24 protein-coding genes are annotated in these 24656 nt (G+C 66.6%); 13 read left to right on the top strand and 11 right to left on the bottom strand.

Translation table 11 applies throughout. The annotated features are described in order from the left end of the window. Nucleotides 1-41 precede the first annotated feature (41 nt). The 8 genes from lptC (at nt 42) to EC839_RS06975 (ending at nt 5511) form a co-directional block, all read left to right on the top strand. Complete coding sequence (gene lptC / locus EC839_RS06940) at nt 42-614, top strand: LPS export ABC transporter periplasmic protein LptC (protein WP_007159515.1); 573 nt, start codon at nt 42-44, stop codon at nt 612-614. Then, a complete protein-coding gene (gene lptA, locus EC839_RS06945) occupies nt 601-1143 on the top strand; it encodes a lipopolysaccharide transport periplasmic protein LptA (protein ID WP_007159516.1) in 543 nt (180 codons plus the stop codon). Before lptC ends, lptA begins: the two co-directional genes overlap by 14 nt. After that, nucleotides 1140-1868, top strand: coding sequence for an LPS export ABC transporter ATP-binding protein (gene lptB, locus EC839_RS06950; protein ID WP_007159517.1), 729 nt, complete (start codon nt 1140-1142; stop codon nt 1866-1868). Before lptA ends, lptB begins: the two co-directional genes overlap by 4 nt. 102 nt (nt 1869-1970) lie before the next feature. Beyond that, nucleotides 1971-3470 (top strand): RNA polymerase factor sigma-54, encoded by a 1500-nt coding sequence (locus EC839_RS06955; protein ID WP_007159518.1) that lies wholly within the window; start codon nt 1971-1973, stop codon nt 3468-3470. 89 nt (nt 3471-3559) lie between these two features. Next, nucleotides 3560-3868 carry a ribosome hibernation-promoting factor, HPF/YfiA family gene (gene hpf / locus EC839_RS06960; protein WP_007159519.1) on the top strand — a complete coding sequence of 103 codons (309 nt, stop codon included), beginning with the start codon at nt 3560-3562 and terminating at the stop codon, nt 3866-3868. Between the two features lie 18 nt (nt 3869-3886). Continuing rightward, on the top strand, nt 3887-4351 hold the full coding sequence (ptsN, locus tag EC839_RS06965; protein WP_007159520.1) for a PTS IIA-like nitrogen regulatory protein PtsN: 465 nt from the start codon (nt 3887-3889) through the stop codon (nt 4349-4351). A 1-nt stretch (nt 4352) separates the two neighbouring features. Then, nucleotides 4353-5207: an RNase adapter RapZ gene (rapZ, locus tag EC839_RS06970; protein ID WP_007159521.1), complete on the top strand. Its 855-nt coding sequence runs from the start codon at nt 4353-4355 to the stop codon at nt 5205-5207. 31 nt (nt 5208-5238) lie between these two features. Next, nucleotides 5239-5511, top strand: coding sequence for an HPr family phosphocarrier protein (locus tag EC839_RS06975; protein ID WP_007159522.1), 273 nt, complete (start codon nt 5239-5241; stop codon nt 5509-5511). A gap of 72 nt (nt 5512-5583) precedes the next feature. Here EC839_RS06975 and EC839_RS06980 read toward each other — a convergent pair whose 3' ends face one another. Continuing rightward, nucleotides 5584-6198: a superoxide dismutase gene (locus EC839_RS06980; RefSeq protein ID WP_007159523.1), complete on the bottom strand. Its 615-nt coding sequence runs from the start codon at nt 6196-6198 to the stop codon at nt 5584-5586. Between the two features lie 223 nt (nt 6199-6421). Further along, nucleotides 6422-7771 (bottom strand): metalloprotease PmbA, encoded by a 1350-nt coding sequence (pmbA, locus tag EC839_RS06985; protein ID WP_007159524.1) that lies wholly within the window; start codon nt 7769-7771, stop codon nt 6422-6424. Between the two features lie 92 nt (nt 7772-7863). Here pmbA and yjgA point away from each other — a divergent pair, with 92 nt between their 5' ends. Further along, nucleotides 7864-8388, top strand: coding sequence for a ribosome biogenesis factor YjgA (yjgA, locus tag EC839_RS06990; protein ID WP_007159525.1), 525 nt, complete (start codon nt 7864-7866; stop codon nt 8386-8388). Nucleotides 8389-8423: 35 nt separating this feature from the next. On the opposite strand, the gene tldD is transcribed toward yjgA, so the two are convergent. From tldD to mreB, 8 genes are all read right to left on the bottom strand, one after another. Further along, entirely contained in the window at nt 8424-9869 is a 1446-nt protein-coding gene (gene tldD, locus EC839_RS06995) for a metalloprotease TldD (protein WP_007159526.1), read from the bottom strand. Between the two features lie 111 nt (nt 9870-9980). Next, entirely contained in the window at nt 9981-10820 is an 840-nt protein-coding gene (locus EC839_RS07000) for a carbon-nitrogen hydrolase family protein (protein ID WP_007159527.1), read from the bottom strand. Nucleotides 10821-10878: 58 nt separating this feature from the next. Continuing rightward, nucleotides 10879-14715: a YhdP family protein gene (locus EC839_RS07005; protein WP_007159528.1), complete on the bottom strand. Its 3837-nt coding sequence runs from the start codon at nt 14713-14715 to the stop codon at nt 10879-10881. Nucleotides 14716-14727: 12 nt separating this feature from the next. Next, entirely contained in the window at nt 14728-16182 is a 1455-nt protein-coding gene (gene rng, locus EC839_RS07010; protein WP_007159529.1) for a ribonuclease G, read from the bottom strand. 55 nt (nt 16183-16237) lie between these two features. Next, the gene (locus EC839_RS07015; protein ID WP_007159530.1) at nt 16238-16846 is read right to left on the bottom strand and encodes a nucleoside triphosphate pyrophosphatase; all 609 of its coding nucleotides are present in this window, start codon (nt 16844-16846) and stop codon (nt 16238-16240) included. 62 nt (nt 16847-16908) lie between these two features. After that, the gene (gene mreD / locus EC839_RS07020) at nt 16909-17397 is read right to left on the bottom strand and encodes a rod shape-determining protein MreD (protein ID WP_007159531.1); all 489 of its coding nucleotides are present in this window, start codon (nt 17395-17397) and stop codon (nt 16909-16911) included. After that, nucleotides 17397-18605 (bottom strand): rod shape-determining protein MreC, encoded by a 1209-nt coding sequence (gene mreC / locus EC839_RS07025; protein WP_256681031.1) that lies wholly within the window; start codon nt 18603-18605, stop codon nt 17397-17399. The genes mreD and mreC overlap by 1 nt, the downstream gene beginning before the upstream one ends. An 87-nt stretch (nt 18606-18692) precedes the next feature. After that, nucleotides 18693-19730 (bottom strand): rod shape-determining protein MreB, encoded by a 1038-nt coding sequence (gene mreB / locus EC839_RS07030; RefSeq protein ID WP_007159533.1) that lies wholly within the window; start codon nt 19728-19730, stop codon nt 18693-18695. 232 nt (nt 19731-19962) lie between these two features. Here mreB and gatC point away from each other — a divergent pair, with 232 nt between their 5' ends. The 4 genes from gatC (at nt 19963) to EC839_RS07050 (ending at nt 23661) form a co-directional block, all read left to right on the top strand. Then, entirely contained in the window at nt 19963-20250 is a 288-nt protein-coding gene (gatC, locus tag EC839_RS07035) for an Asp-tRNA(Asn)/Glu-tRNA(Gln) amidotransferase subunit GatC (protein ID WP_007159534.1), read from the top strand. A gap of 8 nt (nt 20251-20258) precedes the next feature. Continuing rightward, complete coding sequence (gatA, locus tag EC839_RS07040; RefSeq protein WP_007159535.1) at nt 20259-21710, top strand: Asp-tRNA(Asn)/Glu-tRNA(Gln) amidotransferase subunit GatA; 1452 nt, start codon at nt 20259-20261, stop codon at nt 21708-21710. Between the two features lie 14 nt (nt 21711-21724). Further along, the gene (gatB, locus tag EC839_RS07045; RefSeq protein ID WP_007159536.1) at nt 21725-23173 is read left to right on the top strand and encodes an Asp-tRNA(Asn)/Glu-tRNA(Gln) amidotransferase subunit GatB; all 1449 of its coding nucleotides are present in this window, start codon (nt 21725-21727) and stop codon (nt 23171-23173) included. 89 nt (nt 23174-23262) lie between these two features. Continuing rightward, nucleotides 23263-23661, top strand: coding sequence for a septal ring lytic transglycosylase RlpA family protein (locus EC839_RS07050; RefSeq protein ID WP_007159537.1), 399 nt, complete (start codon nt 23263-23265; stop codon nt 23659-23661). 8 nt (nt 23662-23669) lie between these two features. Here EC839_RS07050 and EC839_RS07055 read toward each other — a convergent pair whose 3' ends face one another. Continuing rightward, the gene (locus tag EC839_RS07055) at nt 23670-24545 is read right to left on the bottom strand and encodes an alginate lyase family protein (protein ID WP_007159538.1); all 876 of its coding nucleotides are present in this window, start codon (nt 24543-24545) and stop codon (nt 23670-23672) included. Between the last annotated feature and the right edge of the window lie 111 nt (nt 24546-24656).

Raw genomic sequence — 24656 nt, forward strand, 5'->3', positions numbered from 1 at the left:
CAACCCGCCGCCCCCTGGTGCGGCCCACCACAGGTACCCTCATGTTTCGCAGCTTGCGCCGCCCCGTGCTGTTGGTCCTGATCGCCGCCGCGCTCATCGCGATCGGCTACTGGAACATCCTGCCGCAGCGCTTCGTCGATGCCCCGGCCTCGTCGACCCCGCAAGACAGCGCCATCGACGGCTATGCCCTCAATACCCGGACGATTCAGTATCGCCTGGACGGCAAGATCCAGTACGAACTCAAGGCCGAGCGCAGCGAACACGTCAAGGCGACCGACGTCACCCTGGTGACCCGCCCCGACATGCTGGCCTTTCGCGGTACCGACTATCCCTGGCACATTCGCAGTGCCCGCGCCGAGGTCGCCCCCGGTGGCAGTCAGGCGGAGCTGATCGATGACGTGCGCGTCGAGCGTACCGATGAGAAAGGCCGCCCGGTGGTGTTGACCACCACCCGCATGACCGTCTTTCCTGACAAACAATATGCGCAAACCGAGCAAGCCGTTAGAATCGAGGCCGCCAATGGGGTGACCACGGCCAATGGCATGAAAGCGTATCTAGAAGACGGCAGAATGCTCCTGCTGTCCAACGTAAGAGGCCAGCATGAGGTTCGTTAAAACCCTCCCCTTCCTGTTCACCCTCGGCGCCACCTTTGGCAGTGCCGCGGCTTGGGCCCTGCCGACCGATCGCACCCAGCCGATCCGCGTGCAGGCCGATAGCGCCGAGCTCGATGACAAGCAGGGCGTGGCCGTGTACCGCGGAGACGTGGTCATCACCCAGGGCAGCATGAAGATCACCGGCAACACGGTGACCCTGACCCAGGACAACCAGGGCAACATCAAGGTCGCCACCGCAGTGGGCAAACCGGCCTACTACGAGCAGAAGCCCTCGGCGGACAAGGACATCGTCAAGGCCTATGGTCTGACGATCCAGTATTTCGCCCAGGAAAATCGCATCATCCTGATCGATCAGGCCAAGGTGGTCCAACAGGGCAACACCTTCGAAGGCGAGAAGATCGTCTACGACACCCAGCGCCAGATCGTCAACGCCGGGCGTGCCAACGGCAGCAAGGTCACCACGCCGCGGCCGCGGATCGACATGGTCATCCAGCCCAAGGATCAGCAGCAGTCGGGGCAGGGACAATGACGGTTACGCTCAAAGCCCAGCATCTGGCCAAGAGCTACAAAGGTCGTCAGGTCGTTCGCGACGTCAGCGTCAGCATCGACAGCGGGCAGATCGTCGGCCTGCTCGGTCCAAACGGCGCCGGCAAGACCACCTGCTTCTACATGATCGTCGGCCTGGTCAAGGCCGATCAGGGTCGCGTGCTGATCGACGACCAGGACGTCACCACCCTGCCCATGCATGGCCGTGCCCGTGCCGGGATCGGCTACCTGCCCCAGGAAGCCTCGATCTTTCGCAAGCTGACCGTGGCCGACAACATCCTCGGCATCCTGGAAACCCGCAAGGACCTGGACAAGGCCGGCCGCCTACGCGAACTGGAGAGCCTGCTGCAGGAATTCCACATCACCCACATCCGCGACAACCGCGGCATGAGCCTGTCGGGTGGCGAGCGGCGCCGTGTCGAGATCGCTCGCGCCCTGGCCACCGCGCCCAAGTTCATCCTGCTGGACGAACCCTTCGCCGGCGTGGACCCCATCTCCGTGGGCGACATCAAGCAGATCATTCGTCACCTCAAGGCCAAGGGCATAGGTGTCCTCATCACCGACCACAATGTCCGGGAAACCCTGACCATCTGCGAGACGGCCTATATCGTCAACGATGGCCAGCTCATCGCCGAGGGTACCGCCGAGGAAGTCCTCGCCAACGAGCTGGTGAAGGAAGTCTATCTGGGCCACGAATTCCGCCTCTAGGCAAACCCGGGGAAACAAGGCATATAATTTGCTAACGCTCGCAGGGTTCGCGAGGTTCGGTGGCGCTGTTCGCGTCGGTAGACAAGGTGTATTTCCGCAGCCATGAAACCATCGCTAGTCCTCAAGATGGGCCAGCAGCTGACGATGACGCCGCAGCTGCAACAAGCCATACGTCTGCTCCAGCTCTCGACGCTCGACCTGCAGCAGGAGATCCAGGAAGCCCTGGAATCCAATCCGATGCTGGAACGCCAGGAAGAAGGTGAAGACTTCGACCAGAGCGACGCCTCGGGCGAAGGCGACGAGCTGGCGAATCCCGGCGGTACCGAAATCAACTTCAAGGAAACCTCGGTCGCCACCAACGAGATGGCCGACGAGTCCGAGTGGAGCGAACGCATCCCCAGCGACAGTGAGCTGCCGGTGGACACCGCCTGGGAAGACATCTACCAGACCAGCGCCAGCAGCCTGCCCAGCAACGACGACGACGAGTGGGACTTCACCACCCGCACCTCGGCGGGCGAAAGCCTGCAGACCCACCTGCTCTGGCAGCTCAACTTGGCGCCCATGTCGGATCTCGACCGCCTGATCGCCCTGGCGATCATCGACGGCATCGACACCGATGGCTATCTGCAGGAAAGCCTGGAAGACATCCATGCCTCTCTCGATCCCGAGTTGGAAGTCGATCTCGACGAAGTCGAGGTGGTGCTCCGACGCGTCCAGCAATTCGAGCCGGCCGGCGTCGCCGCGCGCAATCTGCGCGAGTGCCTGCTGATCCAGCTGGCCCAGCTGCCGGCTAACCTCCCCCTGCTCGGCGAGGCCAAGCGCCTGGTGGGCGACTACCTGGATCTGCTCGGCAGTCGCGACTATGCGCAGCTGATGCGCCGCATGAAGATCAAGGAAGACGAACTCAAGCCCGTCATCGAACTGATCCAGACCCTGCACCCGCGCCCCGGCTCGCAGATCGAGTCCGGCGAGGCCGAATACGTGGTGCCGGACGTCATCGTGCGCAAGCACAACGAGCGCTGGCTGGTGGAGCTCAACCAGGAAGCCGTGCCGCGCCTACGGGTCAATCCCCAGTACGCCGGCTTCGTCAAGCGCGCCGATAGCAGCGCCGACAACACCTACATGCGCAACCAGCTGCAGGAAGCGCGCTGGTTCATCAAGAGCCTGCAGAGTCGCAACGAGACCCTGATGAAGGTGGCGACCCAGATCGTCGAGCATCAGCGGGGCTTTCTCGAATACGGTGAAGAGGCCATGAAGCCGCTGGTCCTGCACGACATCGCCGAGGCGGTGGGCATGCACGAGTCGACCATCTCCCGGGTGACCACCCAGAAGTTCATGCACACCCCGCGTGGCATCTACGAACTCAAGTACTTCTTCTCCAGCCACGTCAGCACCGCCGAGGGGGGCGAATGTTCCTCCACCGCGATCCGCGCGATCATCAAGAAATTGGTGGCGGCGGAAAACGCGAAAAAGCCGTTGAGTGACAGCAAGATCGCTGGTTTACTGGAATCGCAAGGTATACAAGTCGCTCGTCGCACGGTGGCTAAGTATCGGGAATCCCTGGGTATCGCTCCGTCCAGCGAACGCAAGCGTCTCATCTGACGCGTCCTGATGTGACCGTGCCTCGATCGACCCTTGTCATGTCGGCGAGCAGCTTCGCCGATCGTAGCCCGGCAATAAGGAGAAGCGGTATGCAAGTCAACATCAGTGGCCATCAGCTTGAAGTGACAGAAGCCCTGCGTGACTACATCGGCGAGAAACTCGCCCGCCTCGAACGGCACTTCGACCGTATTACCAACGTCCAGGTGATCCTGGAAGTGGACAAGCTCAAGCAGAAAGCCGAAGCCACTCTGCACGTCGCCGGCGCCGCAGTGGTCGCCAATGCCGAGCACGACGACATGTATGCCGCCATCGATCTCCTGGCCGACAAGCTCGACCGCCAACTGATTAAACACAAGGAAAAATCGATCGAACGCCAGCAGGGCGTCGGCGTCCGCTGAGGTTTCGATCGCCGCTTTATGATCAGACTCGAAAACATCCTGACCCCCGGCCGCACCCAGACGGGTGCGCCGGGCGGCAGCAAAGCCGCTGTACTGGAACGCATCGCCGAGCTGGCCGCGCAGGAACTGCCCGGCCACGACGCCGCGCACATCCACGAATGCCTGATGGCGCGCGAGCGTTTGGGCTCCACTGGTTTCGGCAATGGCATCGCCATTCCCCACTGCCGCCTGGCGGGTCTGCAGCAACCGCTGTGCGTGCTCTTCCACCTGCAGCAACCAGTGGACTTCGATTCCCTCGACGGCGCGCCGGTAGACCTGGTGTTCGTCCTGCTGGTCCCGGAAGCCGCCACCGAACAGCACCTCACCCTGCTGCGCCAGATCGCCGGCATCCTGGATCGCGCCGACATCCGCGAGCGGCTGCGCAAGGCCAAGGATAGCCAGGCGCTCTATCAGATCGTCGTCGAGGCCCAGAGCGGACACTGACATGCACCTCATCATCGTGAGCGGACGTTCCGGGTCGGGCAAGAGTACGGCGCTCAACGTGCTTGAGGACAATGGCTTCTATTGCATCGACAACCTGCCGGCCAGTCTGCTGCCCGATCTGGCCCAGCATGCCCTGACCGACATGGAGCGGCCCCAGCCCAAGGTCGCCCTGTCCATCGATGCACGCAACCTGCCCAGCCAGTTGCAACGCTTTCCCGAATTGCTCGAACAGGTGCGCAGCCGCAACATCCGCTGCGACATCCTCTACCTGGACGCCGATGACCAGACGCTGCTCAAGCGCTTTTCCGAGACGCGTCGCCGGCATCCGCTGTCCAACCAGGAAAGATCCCTGGCCGAGGCCATTCACGACGAGCAGGTGCTGCTGTCGCCCATCGCCGACCTCTCCGACCTGAAGATCGACACCACTCACCTGAATCTCTATCAGCTGCGCGACATCCTCAAGTTGCGCCTGCTGAACGCCCCAGAGCCCGGCACCGCCTATCTGGTGGAATCCTTCGGCTTCAAGCGGGGCCTGCCGGTGGACGCGGACATGGTGTTCGACGTGCGCTTTCTGCCCAATCCCTACTGGAAACCGGACCTGCGCGACTTTTCCGGACTGGATGCCCCGGTGCGGGACTATCTCGAGCAACAGCCCGAGGTAGAGACCCTGTACAATGACATCCGCGATTACCTGGTGAAGTGGTTACCGCGTTTTGCCGCCAACAACAGGTCCTATGTGACCGTGGCCATTGGCTGTACCGGTGGTCATCACCGCTCGGTCTATCTGGCCGATCGCCTGGGTCGCGAACTCAAGAACCTGCTCAAGAACGTCCAGATCCGTCACCGCGATCTCTGACGCCCGTTTTGTTTCGACAAGGACAGACTCAATGCCTGCCCAACAGATCACCATCATCAACAAGCTGGGCCTGCACGCCCGTGCGGCGGCCAAATTCGTCGGCGTGGCCGGCCGCTATCCCGCCAGCGTCCGCGTCGGCCGCAGTGGCGAATCGCCGGTCGATGGCAAGAGCATCATGGCGGTCATGATGCTGGCCGCCGGCAAGGGCACGGTCCTGCAGCTGGAAACCGAGGGTGAGCAGAGCGACGAGGCCATGCGCGCCCTGGTCGAGCTGATCAACAACTACTTCGACGAGGGCGAGTGACAGGCCCTCTGCGCCAGTCGCAGCTCCGATAAAAAAAGCCGCCCGAGGGCGGCTTTTTCATTGGGCGTCGACTCAGGCGTTGAGCGCCGCTTCGTAGCGACGGGACACTTCCGGCCAGTTGATGACGTTGAAGAAGGCACCGATGTACTCGGGACGACGGTTCTGGTAGCGCAGGTAGTAGGCGTGCTCCCAGACGTCCAGGCCGAGGATCGGGGTGTTGCCGGTCATCAGCGGGCTGTCCTGGTTTCCGGTGCTCTCAACCACCAGCTTCTTCTCGGGGGTGACGCTCAGCCAGGCCCAGCCGCTGCCGAAGCGGGTCAGGGCAGCCTTGGTGAAGGCTTCCTTGAAGGCGTCGAAGCCGCCCAGCTGGGACTCGATGGCTTCGGCCAGGGCGCCTTCGGGCTTGCCGCCGGCATTGGGGGCCATCACGGTCCAGAACAGGCTGTGGTTGGCATGGCCGCCACCGTTGTTCTGCACGGCGCCGCGCTTGTCCTGGGGCAGCTTGTCCAGCTGGCGAACCACGTCTTCGGCGGACAGGTTGGCGAACTCGGTGCCTTCCAGCGCCGCGTTCAGGTTGTTGATGTAGGTCTGGTGGTGCTTGGTATGGTGGATTTCCATGGTCTGGGCATCGACGTGCGGTTCCAGCGCGTCGTAGGCGTAGGGCAGCTGAGGCAGAGTATGCGGCATGCGGATTGTCTCCATGGTGGCTTTGGTATGGACCCACCGCCCTTGGGCGATGGGGTGTACGGCTGGTGCGCCACGGCGCACCGTCTGAAGCCTTGGCCGTCCGGTCAGCGGATTCGACCGCACGGCTATGTCCTAGTGCATTGCTAGGATACTAACGAGTAACGGGGTGGGCTGTCTCCCGTTCGACAGGATTTTCCTCATCGCAACGGCTTCCACCGCCCTTCTAGCTGCCCGCCAGGGTCATGCCATCGATCAGGACCGAACCGGTGCGCAGACTGCCGCGGCGTTCCACGTCGCTGCCCACCGCCAGGATCTGGCGGAACATGTCGCCCAGCCGCCCGGCGATGGTGACCTCCTGGACCGGAAACTGGATCTCGCCATTCTCGATCCAGAAGCCGCCGGCGCCCCGGGAATAGTCACCGGTGACCAGATTGGTGCCCTGCCCCATCATTTCCGTGACCAAAAAGCCCGTGCCCATCTGCCGGATCAGCTCGGCCTGGTCGGCCGTGCCATGGCTGACGTGCAGGTTGTGCACGCCGCCGGCATTGGCGGTGCTTTGCAGGCCCAGCTTGCGAGCGGAATAGCTGCCGAGCACATAGGACACCAGTTGGCCGTTCTCGACGAAGGGCTTGGCGTAGGTGGCCAGGCCTTCGCCGTCGAAGGCGGCGCTGCCCAAGGCGCGTGGCAGGTGCGGCCGCTCGTCCAGGGTCAGCCAGTCGGGAAACACCTGCTGGCCCAGGGCGCCTTCGAGGAAGGACGACTTGCGATAGAGGTTGCCGCCGGAAATGGCGGCGAGAAAGGTACCGAACAGGCCGGCGGCCATTTCCGGCGAAAACAGCACCGGGACCTTGGCGGTGGGCACCGGCCTGGCCCCCAGGCGACTCACGGCGCGCTCGGCGGCGCGGCGACCGATCTGCTCGGCGCTCATCAGCTCGTGACCGATCCGATTGACGTCGTAGTAGTAGTCGCGCTGCATGGCCTCGCCGCTGCCGGCGATCATCACGCAGCTCAGGCTGTGCCGGGTGCTGGCATAGCCGCCGACGAAGCCGTGGCTGTTGCCGTACACCCGGCAGCTCTGGTGGGTATTGAGGGTGGTGCCGTCGGCATTGCCGATGCGGCTGTCGGCGGCGTAGGCCGCGGCTTCGCAGGCCAGCGCCTGCTCGATGGCCTGCTCGGGGGTGATGTCCCAGGGATGATAAAGGTCGAGATCGGGCAGTTCGCCGCGCGCCATCAGTTCGGCGTCGGCCAGACCCGCGCAGGGATCCTCGGAGGTGTGCTTGGCGATGGCCAGGGCCGCGGCCACGGTTTCGCGGATCGCCTCGGGACCGGTGGCGGAGGTGCTGGCCGAGCCCTTGCGCTGCCCGGCATAGAGGGTGATACCGAAGCCCTGGTCGCGATTGAATTCGACGGTTTCCACCTCGCCCTTGCGGACCGAGGTGGACAGGCCCTGGTCGACCGAGACGGCCACTTCACCGGCACTGGCGCCCTGGCGCCGGGCCTCGGCCAGGATGGCCTCGACCTGTTCGCGCAATTCGGGGAGCGCAGCGGGACCCACGGCGGCGTTGCGATTCATGACGTTCTCCTTACGGACGGCGCCGGCCAGGCCGGACAACCGTGCGGCAACTCGTTATGATGGCGCCCATTCTTAGCTGGACCCCATAGTTCATGGTTGATTCTTACGACGACGACGCGCCGCTGGGCGAAAAGAGCAAGACACAGGTCAAGCGCGAGCTGCATGCGCTGCAGGATCTGGGCGAACGCCTGGCCGGGCTGCCGGCCGAGCAGCTGGACCGCCTGCCGCTGACCGATCCGCTGCGCAAGGCCCTGGCCGAGGCGCCCAAGCACAAGACGCACATCGCGCGCAAAAGGCATGTCCAGTACCTGGGCAAGCTGATGCGCGACCAGGACCTGGAAGCCATTCTGGTGCTGGTCGACCAGATGGACACCTCGACGCGGCAGTACAACGAGCGCTTTCACGCCCTGGAGCGCTGGCGCGACCGGCTGATCGCCGAAGGCGACCAGGCGCTGGAGGCCTTCGTGGCGCTTTACCCGGAGACCGACCGCCAGCACCTGCGCGGCCTGGTGCGGCATGCCCAGCACGAAGCGGCGCACAACAAGCCGCCGGCGGCGGCGCGCAAGGTCTTCAAGTACATCCGCACCCTCGACGAAACCCAGCGCGGTCTGCGCTAGGTTTCCGTCCGCGATGGCCACGGCCGGTGCCCGCATCAGGCGCCAGTGCCGCCCACGGTGATGGCATCGATCTTCAGCGTCGGCTGCCCCACACCCACCGGCAGTGACTGGCCGTCCTTGCCACAGGTCCCTACCCCCGCATCCAGCGCCAGGTCGTTGCCGACCATGGACACCCGGTTCATGACCTCGGGGCCGTTGCCGATCAGGGTGGCGCCCTTCACCGGGCGTCCGAGCTTGCCGTTCTCGATGAGGTAGGCCTCGTTGGTGGTGAAGACGAACTTGCCGCTGGTGATGTCCACCTGACCGCCGCCCAGGCTGGCGCAATAGATGCCCTTCTCCACCGAGGCGATGATCTCGGCCGGATCGCTCTGGCCGGCCAGCATGTAGGTGTTGGTCATGCGTGGCATCGGCAGATGGGCATAGGATTCACGGCGGCCATTGCCGGTGGGCGCCACGCCCATCAGCCGGGCATTGAGCTTGTCCTGCATGTAGCCCTTGAGGATGCCGTTCTCGATCAGCACGTTGTAGCCGCTGGGCGTGCCCTCGTCGTCGATGGACAGGGAGCCGCGGCGATCCGGCAGGGTGCCGTCGTCGACGATGGTGCACAGCGAGGACGCCACCTGGCGACCGAGCTGGCCGCTGTAGTTGGAGCTGCCCTTGCGGTTGAAATCGCCTTCCAGGCCATGGCCGACCGCCTCGTGCAGCAGCACGCCGGACCAGCCGGCGCCCAGCACCACCGGCAGGGTGCCCGCCGGGGCTGCGGTGGCTTCGAGGTTGACCAGCGCCTGGCGCACCGCCTCGCGGGCGTAGCCCAGGGCACGGTCATCACGCTGAAAATAGCGATAGTCGCAGCGACCGCCGCCGCCGCTGTTGCCGCGCTCGCGGCGGCCGTTCTGCTCGACGATGACGCTGACGCCCAGGCGCACCAGCGGGCGCACATCGGCTGCCAGGGTGCCGTCGACCGCGGCCACCAGGGTGCGCTCCCAGACCCCGGCCAGGCTGATGGTGACCTGCTGGATGCGCGGATCCAGGGCGCGGGTCGCCTCGTCCAGCTGCTTCAGGAAGGCGACCTTGGTGGCGCGATCCAGCACGTCCAGCGGATTGTCCTGGCCATAGAGGCGCTGCGCCGGCTCCACCGCGCGAAACGCCTGGACCTGGCCCTCGGCGCCGCTGCGGGAAATGGACCGCGCGGCCTGGGCCGCCAGATCCAGGGCCTCGCCGGTGATGGCGTTGCTGTAGGCGAAGCCGGTCTTCTCGCCGGACAGCGCCCGCACGCCGACGCCCTGGTCGAGGTGGAAGCCGCCTTCCTTGACGATACCGTCTTCCAGCAGCCAGGACTCGGAGACGATGCTCTGGAAATACAGGTCGGCGGCGTCGATGCCGGGACCGGCCAGCCGCTGCAGCACGGGTTGCAGATCGTCCACCGCGAGTCCGCCGGGACCCAGCAGGGCCGAGCCGACGCTATTCAGGTAATCACTCATGGAAACTCCAGACGACGCCACAATGGACGTCGGAACGATGAAAGGGTCGCGACCTGGCCTCTAGCCTACTCGCGGAAGTCTCGGTGCCCTGATGCAAAAGACCAATGGCGATCATTGCCGTTCGGCCAGGCGCGCCGGCAGGAAGCGGCGGTGCCGGGTCACCGGCATCCGCTGACGCAACGCCGCCTGGCGCTCGGCATCGCGCTCGATGAGCAGCACCGCCTCGCCACTGGCCTGGACGGCGAGCACCTCGCCCCAGGGATCCACCGCCATGGCGTGCCCCCAGGTGCTGCGGCCATTGGCATGGACCCCGCCCTGGGCGGCGCCCAGCAGATAACTCTGTGTCTCCACCGCCCGGGCGCGCAGCAGCAGCTCCCAGTGGGCCTGGCCGGTGGGCACGGTAAAGGCCGAGGGCGCACTGATCAGCTCCGCCCCGGCGGCGCGCAGGGCGCCGTAGAGTTCGGGAAAGCGCAGGTCGTAGCAGACGCTCAGGCCCAGCCGGCCGACCGGGGTGTCCACCACCGTGAGGGTCTCGCCAGCGGCATAGTGGTCGGATTCGCGATAGCTGCCCTGGCTGTCGCTGACGTCGGCATCGAAGAGGTGCAGCTTGTCGTAGCGGGCGACGCGGCGGCCCTGGTCGTCATACAGCAGCGAACAGGCGCAGGGCTTGCCCTCGGTGGCGCCGTCGGGCAGCAGCGGCAGGGTCCCGGCCAGCAGCCAGAGCCCCAGCTCGCGCGCCCGGCTGGACAGCCAGGGCAGGATCTCGCCCTGACCGAGCGCTTCGGCCCGCGCCAGCTCGGCGGGCGCCGGATGGCCGATGGCGACGAAGTTTTCCGGCAGCACCGCCAGGCGCGCGCCCGCCCCGGCAGCGCGTTCGAGCAGGCGCTCGGCGGCGCGCAGATTGGCCGCCACCGCGGGGCCGCTGACCATCTGCAGGATGGCTATGGACATGCAGGCACTCCAGAAGGGAGCGCCCATCCTAAGCAGCGGGGCGGTCGCAGGGCAATGCTCAATCGCGCTTGCCCGTGGTCATGGTCGGATTCTGCCAGGGGCCTTCGATGTGATAGTTGATGCTGGCCATGCGGGTGATGCGATCACCGATCAGCCGATCGACGATAAACAGCGCGCCCCCGATGGCCGGGGCCCCGGCGATCAGCGCGGCCAGCGGCAGGGAGTTGCTGACCGGCAAGCCGACCTTGAGATTGGCGTCGACGCGGTTGCTGGCCATGTCCAGCAGGCCCATCAGACTCATCTCGGCCCCCGGGCCGCTGAGGCTGATGGGCTTGCGGGTGCGGAAGGCGCCCTGCTGGGCATCGAGCACGCCGGTGATGCTGTCGTAGCTCAGGCCCTTGCCGAACAGATCGGAGAAATCCAGTCGCAGGCGGCGGCGGATGGATTCGAAGTTGAGCAAGCCGAAGATGCGCAGCGCCGAGGCCGTGCCCTCCACCTGGCGCAGCTGGCCGTCGTTGAAGCGGGCATCGAGGCTGCCATTGAGGCGGGCCAGGGCGACATAGGCCGGCGAGCCGGGCCAGTCGACCCGGGCATCCAGGCGGAAATCGCGACTGGTGACGCTGGAGGCGAAATTCCAGCCCAGCAGGATATCGGCGATGTTGCCGCCCGCCAGGCGCCCCTGGTAGTAGCTGTGGGTAGCCCCCGGCGCCCCTTCCCAGCGCAGGGCGCCCTGCACCTTGAGGCCGCGCAGGTCGAGATCCAGGGCGTTGAAATTGGCGCCTGACGGCGAGGGCCTGAGCTGCAGGCGCTGGGCGCCGACTAGCCGGCCGCCCAGCTCCAGACGATCGATGGCCAGATTCAGCGCCGGCAGGGCACGTGGATCGACGTCGGCCAGGGGATCGGGACGCGGCGCAGCGCTTTCCACCGAGGGATCCGCCGGCGTCTGGGGAATGCGCAGGTGCTGCAGGTTGATGTCGATCGGCTGGCCGGTCTGGCGCGGGATGCGCACCTGGCCGGCAATGGTCTGACTGGCCAGGCCGAGTTGCCAGGCATTGCCCTGGGGTTCATAGGTGAGGCGCAGGTTGTCGATCTGCTGACCGAACGCCAGGAAGCGCCCGAAGCTGAGATCGCCCCGCCCGAGGCTGGAGATGTCCAGGGTGTTGCCACCGCCCTGCCCTGCGCCACCACTGCCACCGCCACTGGTCTTGCCATAGCGCTGATAGACGTCCTGCCAGGCCGCCAGATCGAATTCCGCCAGTTGGCCGCGCAGGTCGTAGCCGGCGGCCGTGGGCAGATTGGCGGTGCCGCCGCCCAGCACGATCTCGCCGCGGCCCTTGGTGATGGCCTTGGGGTCGAGCATCAGCACGGCATCCGCGAGGCCCTTGTAGGTCGCCTCCACCCGCCGCTCGCCGTCGTTGAGCGTCAGGCTGAAGAAGCCTTCGCGCGACTCGTCGGCCTTCTTGCCGAAGGGTGCCGGCAGGTCGACGGTCACTCCGCGCAGATCCGAGGTGACCGCCAGCTCGCTGTGCTCGGCCAGGATCAGACCGAGGCGATAGCCGAGCAGGCCGCGCGCCGGGATGGGTCGGCCTTCGCTGCCCAGCCAGCGTGCCAGCTGGTCGACGTCGACGCGGCCATCCACCACCAGCCGCGTGCGGGGATCGTCGGGTTTGCCTTCGGCCAGCGCCTGGCCGCGGATGGGCTGGTCGAAGACCCGCGCCTGGATGTCGGGGGCGCTGAGGCCGCTGCGGGTGTCGTAGCGAAAGCTGCCGCGCAGGTCCGTGAGGGTCAGCTGGGGATCGGCCAGATCCAGACGCGCCTTGTCCGGTGTCAGCTCGACCACCACCACCGGTGGCTGTCCCTTGGCCAGGGGAATATCCAGATTTAGGCTGCTGTTGGCGAGCGCACCCTCGCCCTTCCAGCCGGCGAACACCTTGGCGGTCGGCAACGGCGTTTCCTGGAGGATCTTCAAGCCATCGTGCACGCTGCTGTCGAGTCGCGCGCTGAGCCGCAGGTGCGGCGCGCTGCCATCGTGCAGCAGCGGGATGCGCGCCTCGACGTCCCGGACCCGGGTGTCGAGGATGCGTCCTTCGGGAACCTGCACCTTGACCCCGTCGCTTTCGATGAAGACATCGCCGCGGGCCTCGCGCAGGGCGGGCCAGCCGGGCTGATAGGCCAGTTGGGCGTCGTGCACCCGGAAGAATAGGCTCATGGTGCGCGAATGCGCCGGCGAGCCGTGGCGCAGCGAGCCTTGGTACTGGTAGATCCCCTCGTCGATGCGGCCGCCGACGATGGCGGTGGTCAGCCACTGGGCCAGCTCCGGGCTGAAGTCCGTGGCCGGCAGCTTGGTCGGCAGGTACTTGCGGGTGTAGCTGGCGTCGCCGTCCTTGAGGCCGACGCGCAGGTCCATGTAGCTGTCCACCTCCGGATGCAGGCCAAGCTGGATATGCATGTCGCCACTGGCGGCGCCTTCCGGCCCGGTGACCTGCATCAGCGCACTGCCCAGGGTGAAGCGCTGGTCGTCGAGACTCCAGGTCAGCCGTGCCTTGGCGGTGCGATAGCGCCAGGGTTCGGGAAAGAGATCGCTCAGGTGCAGCATGAAATCGGTGGTGTCCAGGCGCAGCTCGCCGCCGCCCAGGCTGCCGCTCAGGCTGCCGGTGACGCCCTCGGCGGCCGGCGCGCCGTGGTAGGCGGCAAAGCCCACCCGCTCCAGGTTGGCCGCATAGGAAAGGCGCTCGCGCAACGGCTTCTGCGGATAGAAGTCGGCGTTGAGATTGCGCAACTGGCCATGGGGCGCCAGGGCCTGGAGCGCCTGGGCGACCGGCGCCGGCAGGGGCGCCAGATCCCGCGCCAGCCGGGCAGCCTGCCTGAGATCCAGTTGGTCGCCGCGCACCTGCAGGTGCTGGGCGGCGCTGTCATAGCCCAGGCCATAGCGGGCCTCCAGCGGCTTGCCATCGAGCTGGGCTTTGAGCGCCAGGGACCCCTGGTACTGGCTGGCGTCGCCGGCCTGCTGGTCGGCGTCCAGGGTCAGGGCCTGCAGGCGCACCGGAGGATGATCGGCATAGGCGAGCGTCAGGTCATCCGCCTTCAGCCGCAGGTGGGAACGCTGCAGCCGCCCTTCGCCCCAGGCGAACCACAGCTCGCCTTCCGCCTGGGCACGCCGCAGTTGCCACTGCCGGGTCAGGGCCGCCGGCACCCAGCGGGACCAGTCGCTGGCGGGCAGGCTGAGATAGCCTTCGAGGGTGCTGGCGCGCCAGTCCTCGGGACGCGGCGTGGCGGTGAAGTGCGCCGCGACCGTGCCGCCATCGGGCAGCCGGAAACGGGTCGCCAGTTCCAGGGCGCCACCGAGCTGCCGGGACAGACTGGCCTCGGCGTACCTCAGGGTCACCGGCGAACCCTGCTGGGGAATCAGGCTGAGCTGGCTGTCCAGCAGACTGGCATGGCCCAGACGCGCCAGGCCATCGAGCAGCGGCCCCGGATCGAAGGGCTTGGCCTCTGACGCCCGGGGCGGCAGGCCGCGCAGCTGCCAGTGTCCCTGGGCGTCTTCCTGCAGGACCAGATGGACGCCATCGACCTGCATGGACTTGAGTCGCAGCTGGCGGTGCCAGAGGCTGCCGAAGACATCCGGCACCACCTGGAGATGATCCAGCTGCACCGTGCCTTCGCCGCGGCCCAGGGACAGGTCGCGCAGGATCAGCACCGGATTCCAGCGGGCCCAGCGCCCTTCGAGCCGGCCCAGGCGCACCGGTTCGCCGAGCGCCGCCGCGGCCCGCGCCTCGACCTCGTTGCGGTATTCGCCGACCCAGGGCATGAGCAGCCGACCCAGGCCCAGGTAGAGCGTCACCAGAACGAGCGCCAGCAGCGCCAGACCCAGCGCGCCGCGTTTGAGCAAGGCCATCAAGACGCGGACCTAGAGCAGCACGACATCGTACTGCTCCTGGGAATACATGGTCTCCACCTGGAATTTGACGGTGCGGCCGATGAAGGCTTCGAGGTCGGCGACGTTGCCCGACTCCTCGTCCAGCAGTCGATCCACCACTTTCTGGTTGGCCAGCACCAGATAGGAATTGGCCTGGTAGGCCCGCGCCTCGCGCAGGATCTCGCGGAAGATCTCGTAGCAGATGGTTTCCGCGGTGCGCAGGATGCCGCGGCCCTGACAATTGGCGCAGGGCTCGCAGAGCACCTGGGACAGGCTCTCGCGGGTGCGCTTGCGGGTCATCTGCAGCAGGCCCAGTTCGGTGATGCCGATGATGTTGGTCTTGGCATGGTCGCGTTCGAGCTGCTTTTCCAGGGTGCGGATCACCTGGCGCTGGTGCTCTTCGTCTTCCATGTCGATGAAGTCGATGATGATGATGCCGCCGAGATTGCGCAGCCGCAGCTGGCGGGCGATGGCGGTGGCCGCCTCCAGATTGGTCTTGAAGATGGTCTCTTCCAGATTGCGATGGCCGACGAAGGCGCCGGTGTTGACGTCGATGGTGGTCATCGCCTCGGTGGGATCGATCACCAGATAGCCCCCGGACTTGAGCAGCACCTTGCGCTCCAGGGCCTTCTGGATCTCGTCCTCCACACCATAGAGGTCGAAGATCGGCCGCTCCCCCGGATAGTGTTCCAGCCGCGCCGCCACCTCGGGCATCAGCTCTTCGACGAACTGGCCGATGCGCTGGAAATTCTCGCGACTGTCGACGCGGATCTTTTCGGTGCGCGGCCCGACCAGATCGCGCAAGGCGCGCAGGGCCAGGGTCAGGTCTTCGTAGATGGGCACCGGCGTCGGCCCCTGGAGATTGCCGGAGATCTGCTGCCAGAGCCGCCGTAGGTAGCGGATGTCGGCCAGGATGTCTTCTTCGCGCGCCGCCTCGGCGGCGGTACGCAGGATGAAGCCGCCCTCGTGCTCGATGCCCTCGCTCTCAACGCAGCGCGCCATGATCGCCTTGAGCCGTTCGCGCTCGGCTTCGTCCTCGATCTTCAGCGAGATGCCGACGTGGGAGGTACGCGGCATATAGACAAGGTAGCGCGAGGGGATCGACAGATGGGTGGTGAGGCGGGCGCCCTTGGTGCCTATGGGGTCCTTGGTGACCTGGACCACCAGGGTCTGGCCCTCGCGCACCAGGGCGTTGATGCTCTCCACCGCCGCGCCTTCGCGCTGGGAGATCTCGGCGGCATGGATGAAGGCCGCCCGGGCCAGGCCGATGTCGACGAAGGCCGCCTGCATGCCCGGCAGCACCCGCACCACCCGCCCGCGATAGATGTTGCCGACGATGCCGCGCCTGAGGGTGCGCTCGACGTGCACCTCCTGCAGCACACCGTTTTCCACGACGGCGACACGGGACTCCATGGGAGTGATGTTGATGAGGATCTCTTCGCTCATGGAGGACTCTTGGACGACGTGGAAGGGCGGAAGGGAGGCCGAGGCGCCGGGCGCCTCAGGACTGGGCGGTCGGCCGTCCGACAGACCGCCAACAAGGGATGGCGAAAGCGCTCAGCAGTTCCGCGGTCTCGCATAGCGGCAGCCCTACGACGGCGCTGTAGCTGCCGTGCAGACTGCGCACGAAGACCGCGCCGGCGCCCTGGATGGCGTAGCTGCCGGCCTTGTCGGCCGGCTCGCCGGTGTCCCAGTAGCGTTCGGCCTCGCCGGGCGCCAGGGGGCGGAATTCCACCTCGGCCGACACCACGCGACTCAGGCAGCGCTCGCCATCGGCGACGGCGACGCCGGTCACCACCCGATGTCGGCGTCCGCTGAGCGCCGCGAGCATGGCCAAGGCGTCGGCGCGATCCCGGGGCTTGCCGAGCAGCCGGTCATCGAGCACCACGCAGGTGTCGGCGCCCAGCACGCAGCCACTGGAGGCACCGGCCAGCACCTGCAAGCCCATGGCCGCCTTGGCTCGCGCCAGGCGCTCGACATAAGCGTCTGCGGCTTCCCCCGGATGCGGGGTTTCGTCCACGGTTGCGGCGACCTTCTGGAAGCCCACGCCGATCTGTTCGAGCAGTTCGGCGCGGCGGGGCGAAGCGGAGGCAAGGTAGAGCTGGGGCATCGACAACAACCAGACGACAGGGGATGACGGGAGAATGCCAGCCTGTCGCAGGTGAAACCAGCTTAGTTGACGCCGAATCTGAGGCGCAGCCCGCGGAGCAGCAGATAGATCCACGGCCAGAGCAGCGCGCTGACCAGCGAGGGCGTGAGAAACACCAGGGTCGGCGGCCGGCTACCGGCCAGGGCGTTGAGCCACAGCGCCAGCAGCTGGGCGATGCCATAGACCACCAGCAGCACGAAGCTCTGCTGCCAGATGGGAAAGGCCCGCAGCCGCTGCGCCAGGGAACGCACGAGAAAGACCACCAGGCTCAGCACCAAGGCGGTCTGGCCGAGCAGACTGCCGTAGAGCACGTCTTCGGCGATGCCCATCACCCAGGCGGTGAGCAGGCCGACGCGATGCGGCAGGGTCAGGGTCCAGAAGGTCAGCAGCATGGCCAGCCACAGCGGCCGACCGATCTCCATGAACTCGGGCATGGGCACCACGGACAGCAGCAACCCGACCAACAGGGTGAGCCAGATCACCCACCCGTTGTGGCCGATGCGCAGCGCCATCAACGATCACCCTCGTCGGGCAGTTCCGGCGCGGGTTGCTGGAGCCGGCGCTGCGACGGGGTAGCGCCTGGCGCCGGCTGAGCGGGCGTGGCAGTCGCGCCCTGGGACGCCGGCCTGGCCGGCGTCGCCGGATGCGCCGCACTGCCGTTGGCGGGCGGCTTGGTCGGCGTGGCGGGATGAGCCGAACCAGCGCCCTGCCCCGCCGGTGGCTTGGCCGGAGTCGCGCTGCGACTGCCACTGTTGGCCGCGGGCGCCGGGGTGGCATTGGCGGCCGCCGGCTGCGCGGCCGAGGCGCCGGCCGGCGGCGGATTCGCCGGGGCCGCCGGGCGCTGGGCCGCGTGGCGATCGGCGGCTTCCTGGGCCTCGGCGGCGTCATTGGCGCGCTGTTCGGGCGTGCGGGTGTCGCTGAACACCAGCAGCATGTAGCGACTGCGATTGAGCTTGGCGGTGGGAATGGCGCGCACCACGGCGAAGGGTTGCCCCGAGTCGTGGATCACCTTGGACACGGTCGCCACCGGGTAGCCGGCCGGGAAGCGCTGCCCCAGGCCGGAGCTCACCAGCAGGTCGCCTTCCTTGATGTCGGCGGTGTCGGCCACATAGCGCAGTTCCAGGCGCTCGGGATTGCCGGTGCCCACGGCGATGGCGCGCAGGCCGTTGCGATTGACCTGTACCGGAATGCTGTGGGTCACGTCGGTGAGCAGCAGCACCCGCGCCGAATAGGGCATAACCTCCACCACCTGCCCCATCAGGCCGCTGGCGTCGAGCACCGGCTGGCCGACGAAGACGCCGTCCTTCGCGCCCTTGTCGATGATGATGCGATGGGTATAGGGATTGGGGTCGACGCCGATCAGCTCGCCGACCAGCACCTTGTCGTCCACCAGGGCGGCGGAATTGAGCAGTTCGCGCAGGCGCACGTTCTGTTCGGTGAGGGCGGCGAGTTTCTGCAGACGGCGCTGCAGCAGCAGCTGCTCGGCCTTGAGTCGCTCGTTTTCCGCCATCAGCTCGGTGCGGCTGGAAAACTGATCGCTGACGCCTTCCCAGGCGCGCAGGGGAAAGCCCGCCACCTCATAGAGGGGCGAGAGGACCAGCGCCAGTTCGCTGCGTACCGGTTTCAGGTAGTCGAAGCGCGCGTCGGTGACCATGACACCCACCGAAAGGGCGGCCAGGATCAGCAGACGAATACCCAGCGCCGGGCTTTTGCTGAAAATCGGCTTGATGGTGAGTTCCTCGCAGAACGCGCCCGGCGCTCCGGCCGCCAGAGGCAGCCGGAGCGGGGCCTGTAGCCTGGAACTGCCTTATTCGGTGGACAGCAGGTCCATGGCGTGGCGATCCATCATGTCCAGCGCCTTGCCGCCGCCACGGGCCACGCAGGTCAGCGGGTCTTCGGCGACGATCACCGGCAGCCCGGTTTCCAGCGACAGCAGCTTGTCCAGATCGCGCAGCAGGGCGCCACCACCGGTCAGCACCAGGCCGCGCTCGGCGATGTCGGAGGCCAGCTCCGGCGGCGACTGCTCCAGGCAGCTCTTGACCGCCTGGACGATGGTCGCCAGGGATTCCTGCATGGCTTCGAGCACCTCGTTGGAATTGAGGGTGAAGCTGCGCGGTACGCCTTCGGCCAGGTTGCGGCCACGGACGTCGATCTCGCGGACCTCGCCGCCCGGGTAGGCGGTGCCGATTTCCTGCTTGATGCGCTCGGCGGTGGATTCGCCGATCAGGCTGCCGTAGTTGCGGCGCACATAGGTGACGATGGCTTCGTCGAAGCGATCGCCGCCGACGCGGACGGATTCGGCATAGACCACGCCATTCAGCGAGATCAGGGCGATCTCGGTGGTGCCGCCACCGATGTCGACGACCATGGAGCCATGGGCTTCCTCGACCGGCAGACCGGCGCCGATGGCCGCGGCCATGGGCTCCTCGATCAGGAACACCTCACGGGCACCCGCGCCCAGCGCGGATTCGCGAATGGCGCGACGCTCGACCTGGGTCGACTTGCAGGGCACGCAGATCAGCACCCGCGGACTGGGCTGCAGGAAGCTGTTCTCGTGCACCTTGTTGATGAAGTATTGCAACATCTTTTCACAGACGCTGAAGTCGGCGATGACGCCGTCCTTCATCGGGCGAATGGCGGAGATGTTGCCCGGCGTCCGGCCGAGCATGCGCTTGGCGTCGGTACCGACGGCGACGACGCTTTTCTGGTTGCCGTGGGTACGGATGGCGACGACCGACGGCTCGTTGAGCACGATGCCACGCTCGCGGACATAAATAAGGGTGTTGGCGGTTCCCAGGTCGATCGACAGATCGCTGGAGAACATGCCACGCAATTTCTTGAACATGAGGTGACCCTAGGCGGTGACAAGCAGGCACGCGACAGGACAAACGTGCGGGTAAAAAAGTGCGGCAGACTCTATCAATCGCAGGGATTTAGGGCAAGGCGCCGATATGCTAGATTGAGAGCTTTTCCGGGCCGTTAAGCCCCTGTTCAACGCGGCGCCCGACCCGCCCAGCCCGTCTCCAGCATACGCGGCCACCGACCGGGTCACGCCGCCTTCCTGCTTGGAGAAGCCGATGGCGCTCGAACGCACCGACGTCGAAAAGATCGCTCACCTGGCCCGCCTGGGTCTCGATGAAGCGGATCTCGCCGCTACCACCGCCACCCTCAACGACATCCTCGGCCTCGTCGACCAGATGCAGGCCGTGGACACCATGGGTATCGATCCCCTCGCCCACCCGCTGGAAGCCACCCAGCGTCTGCGCCCCGACCAGGCCACCGAAGGCGACCGGCGCGAGGCCTACCAGGCCATCGCCCCGGCCGTGGAAGCCGGCCTGTACCTGGTCCCCAAGGTGATCGAGTGAGACACGACATGCATCAGCTGACCCTGACCGAAATCGCCGCCGCCCTGGCCGCGAAGGATTTTTCCGCCGAGGAACTGACCCGCGGCCTGCTGCAGCGGATCGAGCAGCTCGACCCCCAGCTCAACAGCTTCATCACCCTGACCGCCGACGCGGCCCTGGCCCAGGCGCGGGCCGCCGACGCCCGACGAGCCGCTGGCGAAAATGGCGCCCTGCTCGGTGCGCCCCTCGCCCACAAGGACCTGTTCTGCACCCAGGGGGTGCTCACCAGCTGCGGTTCGAAAATCCTCACCGGCTTCAAGGCACCATATGATGCCACCGTGGTGGAGCGGCTGGCCGCGGCCGGTACCGTCTCCCTAGGCAAGCTGAACATGGACGAATTCGCCATGGGTTCGGCCAACGAGTCCAGCCACTACGGCCCGGTGAAGAATCCCTGGGACCTGACCCGGGTCCCGGGCGGTTCCTCCGGCGGTTCCGCCGCGGCCGTGGCCGCGCGCCTGCTGCCGGCCGCCACCGGCACCGACACCGGCGGCTCGATCCGCCAGCCGGCGGCCCTGACCAATCTCACCGGCATCAAGCCCACCTACGGCCGCGTCTCGCGCTGGGGCATGATCGCCTACGCCTCCAGCCTCGACCAGGGCGGCCCCCTGGCGCGCACCGCCGAGGACTGCGCCCTGCTGCTGCAGGCCATGGCCGGTTTCGACCCCAAGGACTCCACCAGCGTCGATCAGCCGGTGGACGACTACCAGGCTGCCCTGCAGCAGCCGCTGAGCGGCCTGCGCATCGGCCTGCCGCGGGAATACTTCGGTGCCGGCCTGGATGCCCGCATCGGTGACAAGGTACTGGCCGTGGTCGAGGAGCTGAAGAAGCTCGGCGCCACCGTCAAGGACATCTCGCTGCCCACCCTGCAGCACGCGATTCCGGCCTATTACGTCATCGCCCCGGCCGAAGCCAGCTCCAACCTGTCGCGCTTCGACGGCGTACGCTTCGGCTATCGCTGCGAGAATCCGATCAACCTGGAGGATCTCTACAAGAGATCCCGTGGCGAAGGCTTCGGTGCGGAAGTGAAGCGCCGCATCATGGTCGGCACCTATGCCCTGTCGGCCGGCTACTACGACGCCTACTACCTCAAGGCCCAGCGCATCCGCCGGCTGATCAAGAACGACTTCGTCGCGGCCTTCGCCGAGGTCGACGTCATTCTCGGCCCGACCACGCCGAACCTGGCCTGGAAACTCGGCGAGAAGAGCAACGACCCGGTCTCCGCCTATCTCGAAGACCTCTACACCATCGCCGCCAACCTCGCCGGCATCCCCGGCCTGTCGATGCCGGCCGGCTTCGTCGACGGCCTGCCGGTGGGCGTGCAGCTGCTCGGCAACTATTTCCAGGAAGGCCGGCTACTCAACGTCGCCCACCAGTACCAGCAGGTCAGCGACTGGCATCGCCAGGCGCCGAGCGGCTTCTGAGGAAGGATAGAGACATGCAATGGGAAACCGTGATCGGGCTTGAGATCCACGCTCAGCTCAGCACCCAATCGAAGATTTTCTCCGGCAGCGCCACCAGTTTCGGCGCCGAACCCAATGCCCACGCCAGCCTGGTCGACCTGGGCATGCCCGGCACCCTGCCGGTGCTCAACGCCGAGGCGGTGCGCATGGCCTGCAAGTTCGGCCTGGCCATCGACGCCGAGATCGCCGAACGCAACGTCTTCGCGCGCAAGAACTACTTCTATCCGGACCTGCCCAAGGGCTACCAGACCAGCCAGATGGATCATCCCATCGTCGGCAAGGGCCACCTGGACATCACCCTGGAAGACGGCACCGTCAAGCGCATCGGCATCACCCGCGCGCACCTGGAAGAAGACGCCGGCAAGAGCCTGCACGAAGACTTTCACGGCATGAGCGGCATCGACCTGAACCGCGCCGGCACGCCGCTGCTGGAGATCGTCTCCGAGCCGGACATCCGCAGCGCCAAGGAAGCCGTGGCCTATGTGAAGGCCATCCATGCCCTGGTGCGCTACCTGGGCATTTGCGACGGCAACATGGCCGAGGGTTCGCTGCGTTGCGACTGCAACGTCTCGGTGCGCCCCAAGGGCCAGGAAGCCTTCGGCACCCGCGCCGAGATCAAGAACGTCAACTCCTTCCGCTTCATCGAGAAGGCCATCAACCACGAGGTCCAGCGCCAGATCGAGTTGATCGAGGACGGCGGCACCGTGGTGCAGGAAACCCGCCTGTACGATCCCAACAAGGACGAGACCCGCTCCATGCGGAGCAAGGAAGAAGCCAACGACTACCGTTACTTCCCCTGCCCCGACCTCTTGCCGGTGGTGATCGAGCCGGCCTTCCTGGCCGAGGTGCGCAGCCAGCTGCCCGAGCTGCCGACCGAGAAGCGCGATCGCTTCCAGAGCGAGTACGGGCTGTCGGTCTACGACGCCAGCGTGCTGTCCGCCAGCCGCGAACTGGCCGACTACTTCGAGGAAGTCCAGCGGGTGAGCGGCGACGCCAAGCTGGCCGCCAACTGGGTGATGGGCGAATTGTCGAGCCTGCTCAACAAGCAAGATCTGGACATCGCCCAGGCGCCGGTGAGCGCGGCCCAGCTGGGCGGCCTGATTCTGCGCATCAAGGACGACACCATCTCCGGCAAGATCGCCAAGATGGTGTTCGAGTCGCTGGCCGCCGGCGAAGGCGCGAGCGCCGACGCCATCATCGAAGCCAAGGGCCTCAAGCAGGTCACCGACAGCGGCGCCATCGAGGCCATGCTGGACGAGGTCCTGGCGGCCAACGCCGCCCAGGTCGAGCAATACCGCGCCAGCGACGAAGCCAAGCGCGGCAAGATGTTCGGCTTCTTCGTCGGCCAGGCCATGAAGGCCTCCAAGGGCAAGGCCAACCCCGGCCAGGTCAACCAGCTGCTCAAGCAGAAACTGGAAGGCTGACGGCGGTCGCATGGGGTAACGGAGCGGGGCTGACAGTCCCGCTCCGACCCCTTAAGCTGCTGCCGGTCGTTTTGCCAGGAGGCATCGAGATGCATCGGATCCACCGTGCCGGACTGCTGTCGCTGGTCCTGCTGTTCGCCGGTTGCGCCAGTCAGGAAAGCTTCCCGCCCACGCTGTCTTCCAGTGCTGCCCATGACTATCAGGACACCGGCATGGCGTCCTTCTACTCCAAGTGGCACGCCGGGCGCCGCACCGCCAGCGGCGAGAAATACGATCCCGGGGCCCTGACCGCGGCCCATCGCACCCTGCCCTTCGGAACCCGGGTCCAGGTCACCAACCTGGCCAACGGTCGCAGCGTGGTGGTGCGCATCAACGATCGAGGACCGACGGTTCGCCGCCGGCTGATCGACCTGTCGCGCAGTGCGGCCGATCGTCTCGACATGGTGGCCGACGGGACCTCCCGGGTCAGCATCCGCAGCCTCGACTGATACGGGCGCTAGCCCTGACAGGCCGGGGCAAAGGCCCACAGCAGCCGTGGCGGCGCCGCGGCGAGCTGTCGGGCGATGGAGGCATAGCGCGGATCGAGCAGACTGGCCGACCAGTACAGGTTTCTGGCGTTCTGCGGATCCCAGCGCCCCGCATAGCCGGGCAGACCGGCCTCGGCGCGCTGCACATCGAAATGTACTGTCGTCTTGCGGAATTCCTCATGACTGCGCTGGCCTTGCGCATAGGGCAGCAGCCAGGCGAGCGCCCTGGCCAGGGTCTGATCATCGCGGCCCCGCAAGTGCAGCCAGTCCTCGCCGCGCCCCTGGGCCACCGCCGCCGCCAGCACCAGGGGTTCGAGGTCGTAGACGACATAGTGCAGGGCATCGCGCTCGCCGAAGTCCAGCACCTCGCCATCGGGCTTGAGATTGACCGATAGCTGCGCCACGAAGGCCGCCCTCGCCCGGGCGAACAGCGCCGGGTCATCCAGGGCACCCGCCGCCAGGGTCGCCAGCTTGATCCTGTGACTCTGCCAGTTGTTGCTCCAGACGCCACGGGCATCCCCACGATGCGCCTCCATCTGCTGCAGATAGCCCTCGGCCAGGGTCTCGATGAACGCGCGGGTGCGCTGGGCCGTGGCCAGGGGCAGGTCCGCCGCGGTCAGCCGATAGGCGAGTATGAGACCGCCCAGGTTGGTTTCGTCGATGGGCTGGAAGCTGGGCCGATACCCTGGCAGCCAGGCATCGAGATAGTGGGCCAGACGTGCCAGGGCCGCGGCATCGCGACTGTCCCGCCAGGCCAGCGCCGCGACCGAGGGTGGCGTCGCGGCCAGGCAGGTCGAATGCCCGGGTGCTGCGGCCAGGGCGAGATACAGCAAGGCAGCGCTCATGGCGGGAATCCCCTGGCTAGCGGTGGCACGACTGGGCTGGTATCCCCCAGCCTGGCACCCGCGCCTTAGCAACGCCTTAAGTCAGGCGCCCAGGGTAGCCCTCTGACGCTG

This window comes from Pseudomonas sp. JUb52, from assembly GCF_004341115.1.
In the GTDB taxonomy this organism is placed as follows: Bacteria; Pseudomonadota; Gammaproteobacteria; order Pseudomonadales; family Pseudomonadaceae; genus Chryseomonas; species Chryseomonas oryzihabitans.

Coding starts and splice junctions, on each gene's coding strand:
- lptA (WP_007159516.1), top strand. CDS start 601: ATGAGGTTCGTTAAAACCCTCCCCTTCCTGTTCACCCTCGGCGCCACC.
- lptB (WP_007159517.1), top strand. CDS start 1,140: ATGACGGTTACGCTCAAAGCCCAGCATCTGGCCAAGAGCTACAAAGGT.
- EC839_RS07005 (WP_007159528.1), bottom strand. CDS start 14,715: ATGGCCTTGCTCAAACGCGGCGCGCTGGGTCTGGCGCTGCTGGCGCTC.
- EC839_RS07015 (WP_007159530.1), bottom strand. CDS start 16,846: ATGCCCCAGCTCTACCTTGCCTCCGCTTCGCCCCGCCGCGCCGAACTG.
- mreD (WP_007159531.1), bottom strand. CDS start 17,397: ATGGCGCTGCGCATCGGCCACAACGGGTGGGTGATCTGGCTCACCCTG.
- EC839_RS07050 (WP_007159537.1), top strand. CDS start 23,263: ATGCATCGGATCCACCGTGCCGGACTGCTGTCGCTGGTCCTGCTGTTC.
- gatA (WP_007159535.1), top strand. CDS start 20,259: ATGCATCAGCTGACCCTGACCGAAATCGCCGCCGCCCTGGCCGCGAAG.
- EC839_RS07055 (WP_007159538.1), bottom strand. CDS start 24,545: ATGAGCGCTGCCTTGCTGTATCTCGCCCTGGCCGCAGCACCCGGGCAT.
- EC839_RS06980 (WP_007159523.1), bottom strand. CDS start 6,198: ATGCCGCATACTCTGCCTCAGCTGCCCTACGCCTACGACGCGCTGGAA.
- pmbA (WP_007159524.1), bottom strand. CDS start 7,771: ATGAATCGCAACGCCGCCGTGGGTCCCGCTGCGCTCCCCGAATTGCGC.
- tldD (WP_007159526.1), bottom strand. CDS start 9,869: ATGAGTGATTACCTGAATAGCGTCGGCTCGGCCCTGCTGGGTCCCGGC.
- gatC (WP_007159534.1), top strand. CDS start 19,963: ATGGCGCTCGAACGCACCGACGTCGAAAAGATCGCTCACCTGGCCCGC.
- EC839_RS07000 (WP_007159527.1), bottom strand. CDS start 10,820: ATGTCCATAGCCATCCTGCAGATGGTCAGCGGCCCCGCGGTGGCGGCC.
- yjgA (WP_007159525.1), top strand. CDS start 7,864: ATGGTTGATTCTTACGACGACGACGCGCCGCTGGGCGAAAAGAGCAAG.
- gatB (WP_007159536.1), top strand. CDS start 21,725: ATGCAATGGGAAACCGTGATCGGGCTTGAGATCCACGCTCAGCTCAGC.
- hpf (WP_007159519.1), top strand. CDS start 3,560: ATGCAAGTCAACATCAGTGGCCATCAGCTTGAAGTGACAGAAGCCCTG.
- rng (WP_007159529.1), bottom strand. CDS start 16,182: ATGAGCGAAGAGATCCTCATCAACATCACTCCCATGGAGTCCCGTGTC.
- rapZ (WP_007159521.1), top strand. CDS start 4,353: ATGCACCTCATCATCGTGAGCGGACGTTCCGGGTCGGGCAAGAGTACG.
- mreB (WP_007159533.1), bottom strand. CDS start 19,730: ATGTTCAAGAAATTGCGTGGCATGTTCTCCAGCGATCTGTCGATCGAC.
- lptC (WP_007159515.1), top strand. CDS start 42: ATGTTTCGCAGCTTGCGCCGCCCCGTGCTGTTGGTCCTGATCGCCGCC.
- ptsN (WP_007159520.1), top strand. CDS start 3,887: ATGATCAGACTCGAAAACATCCTGACCCCCGGCCGCACCCAGACGGGT.
- EC839_RS06975 (WP_007159522.1), top strand. CDS start 5,239: ATGCCTGCCCAACAGATCACCATCATCAACAAGCTGGGCCTGCACGCC.
- EC839_RS06955 (WP_007159518.1), top strand. CDS start 1,971: ATGAAACCATCGCTAGTCCTCAAGATGGGCCAGCAGCTGACGATGACG.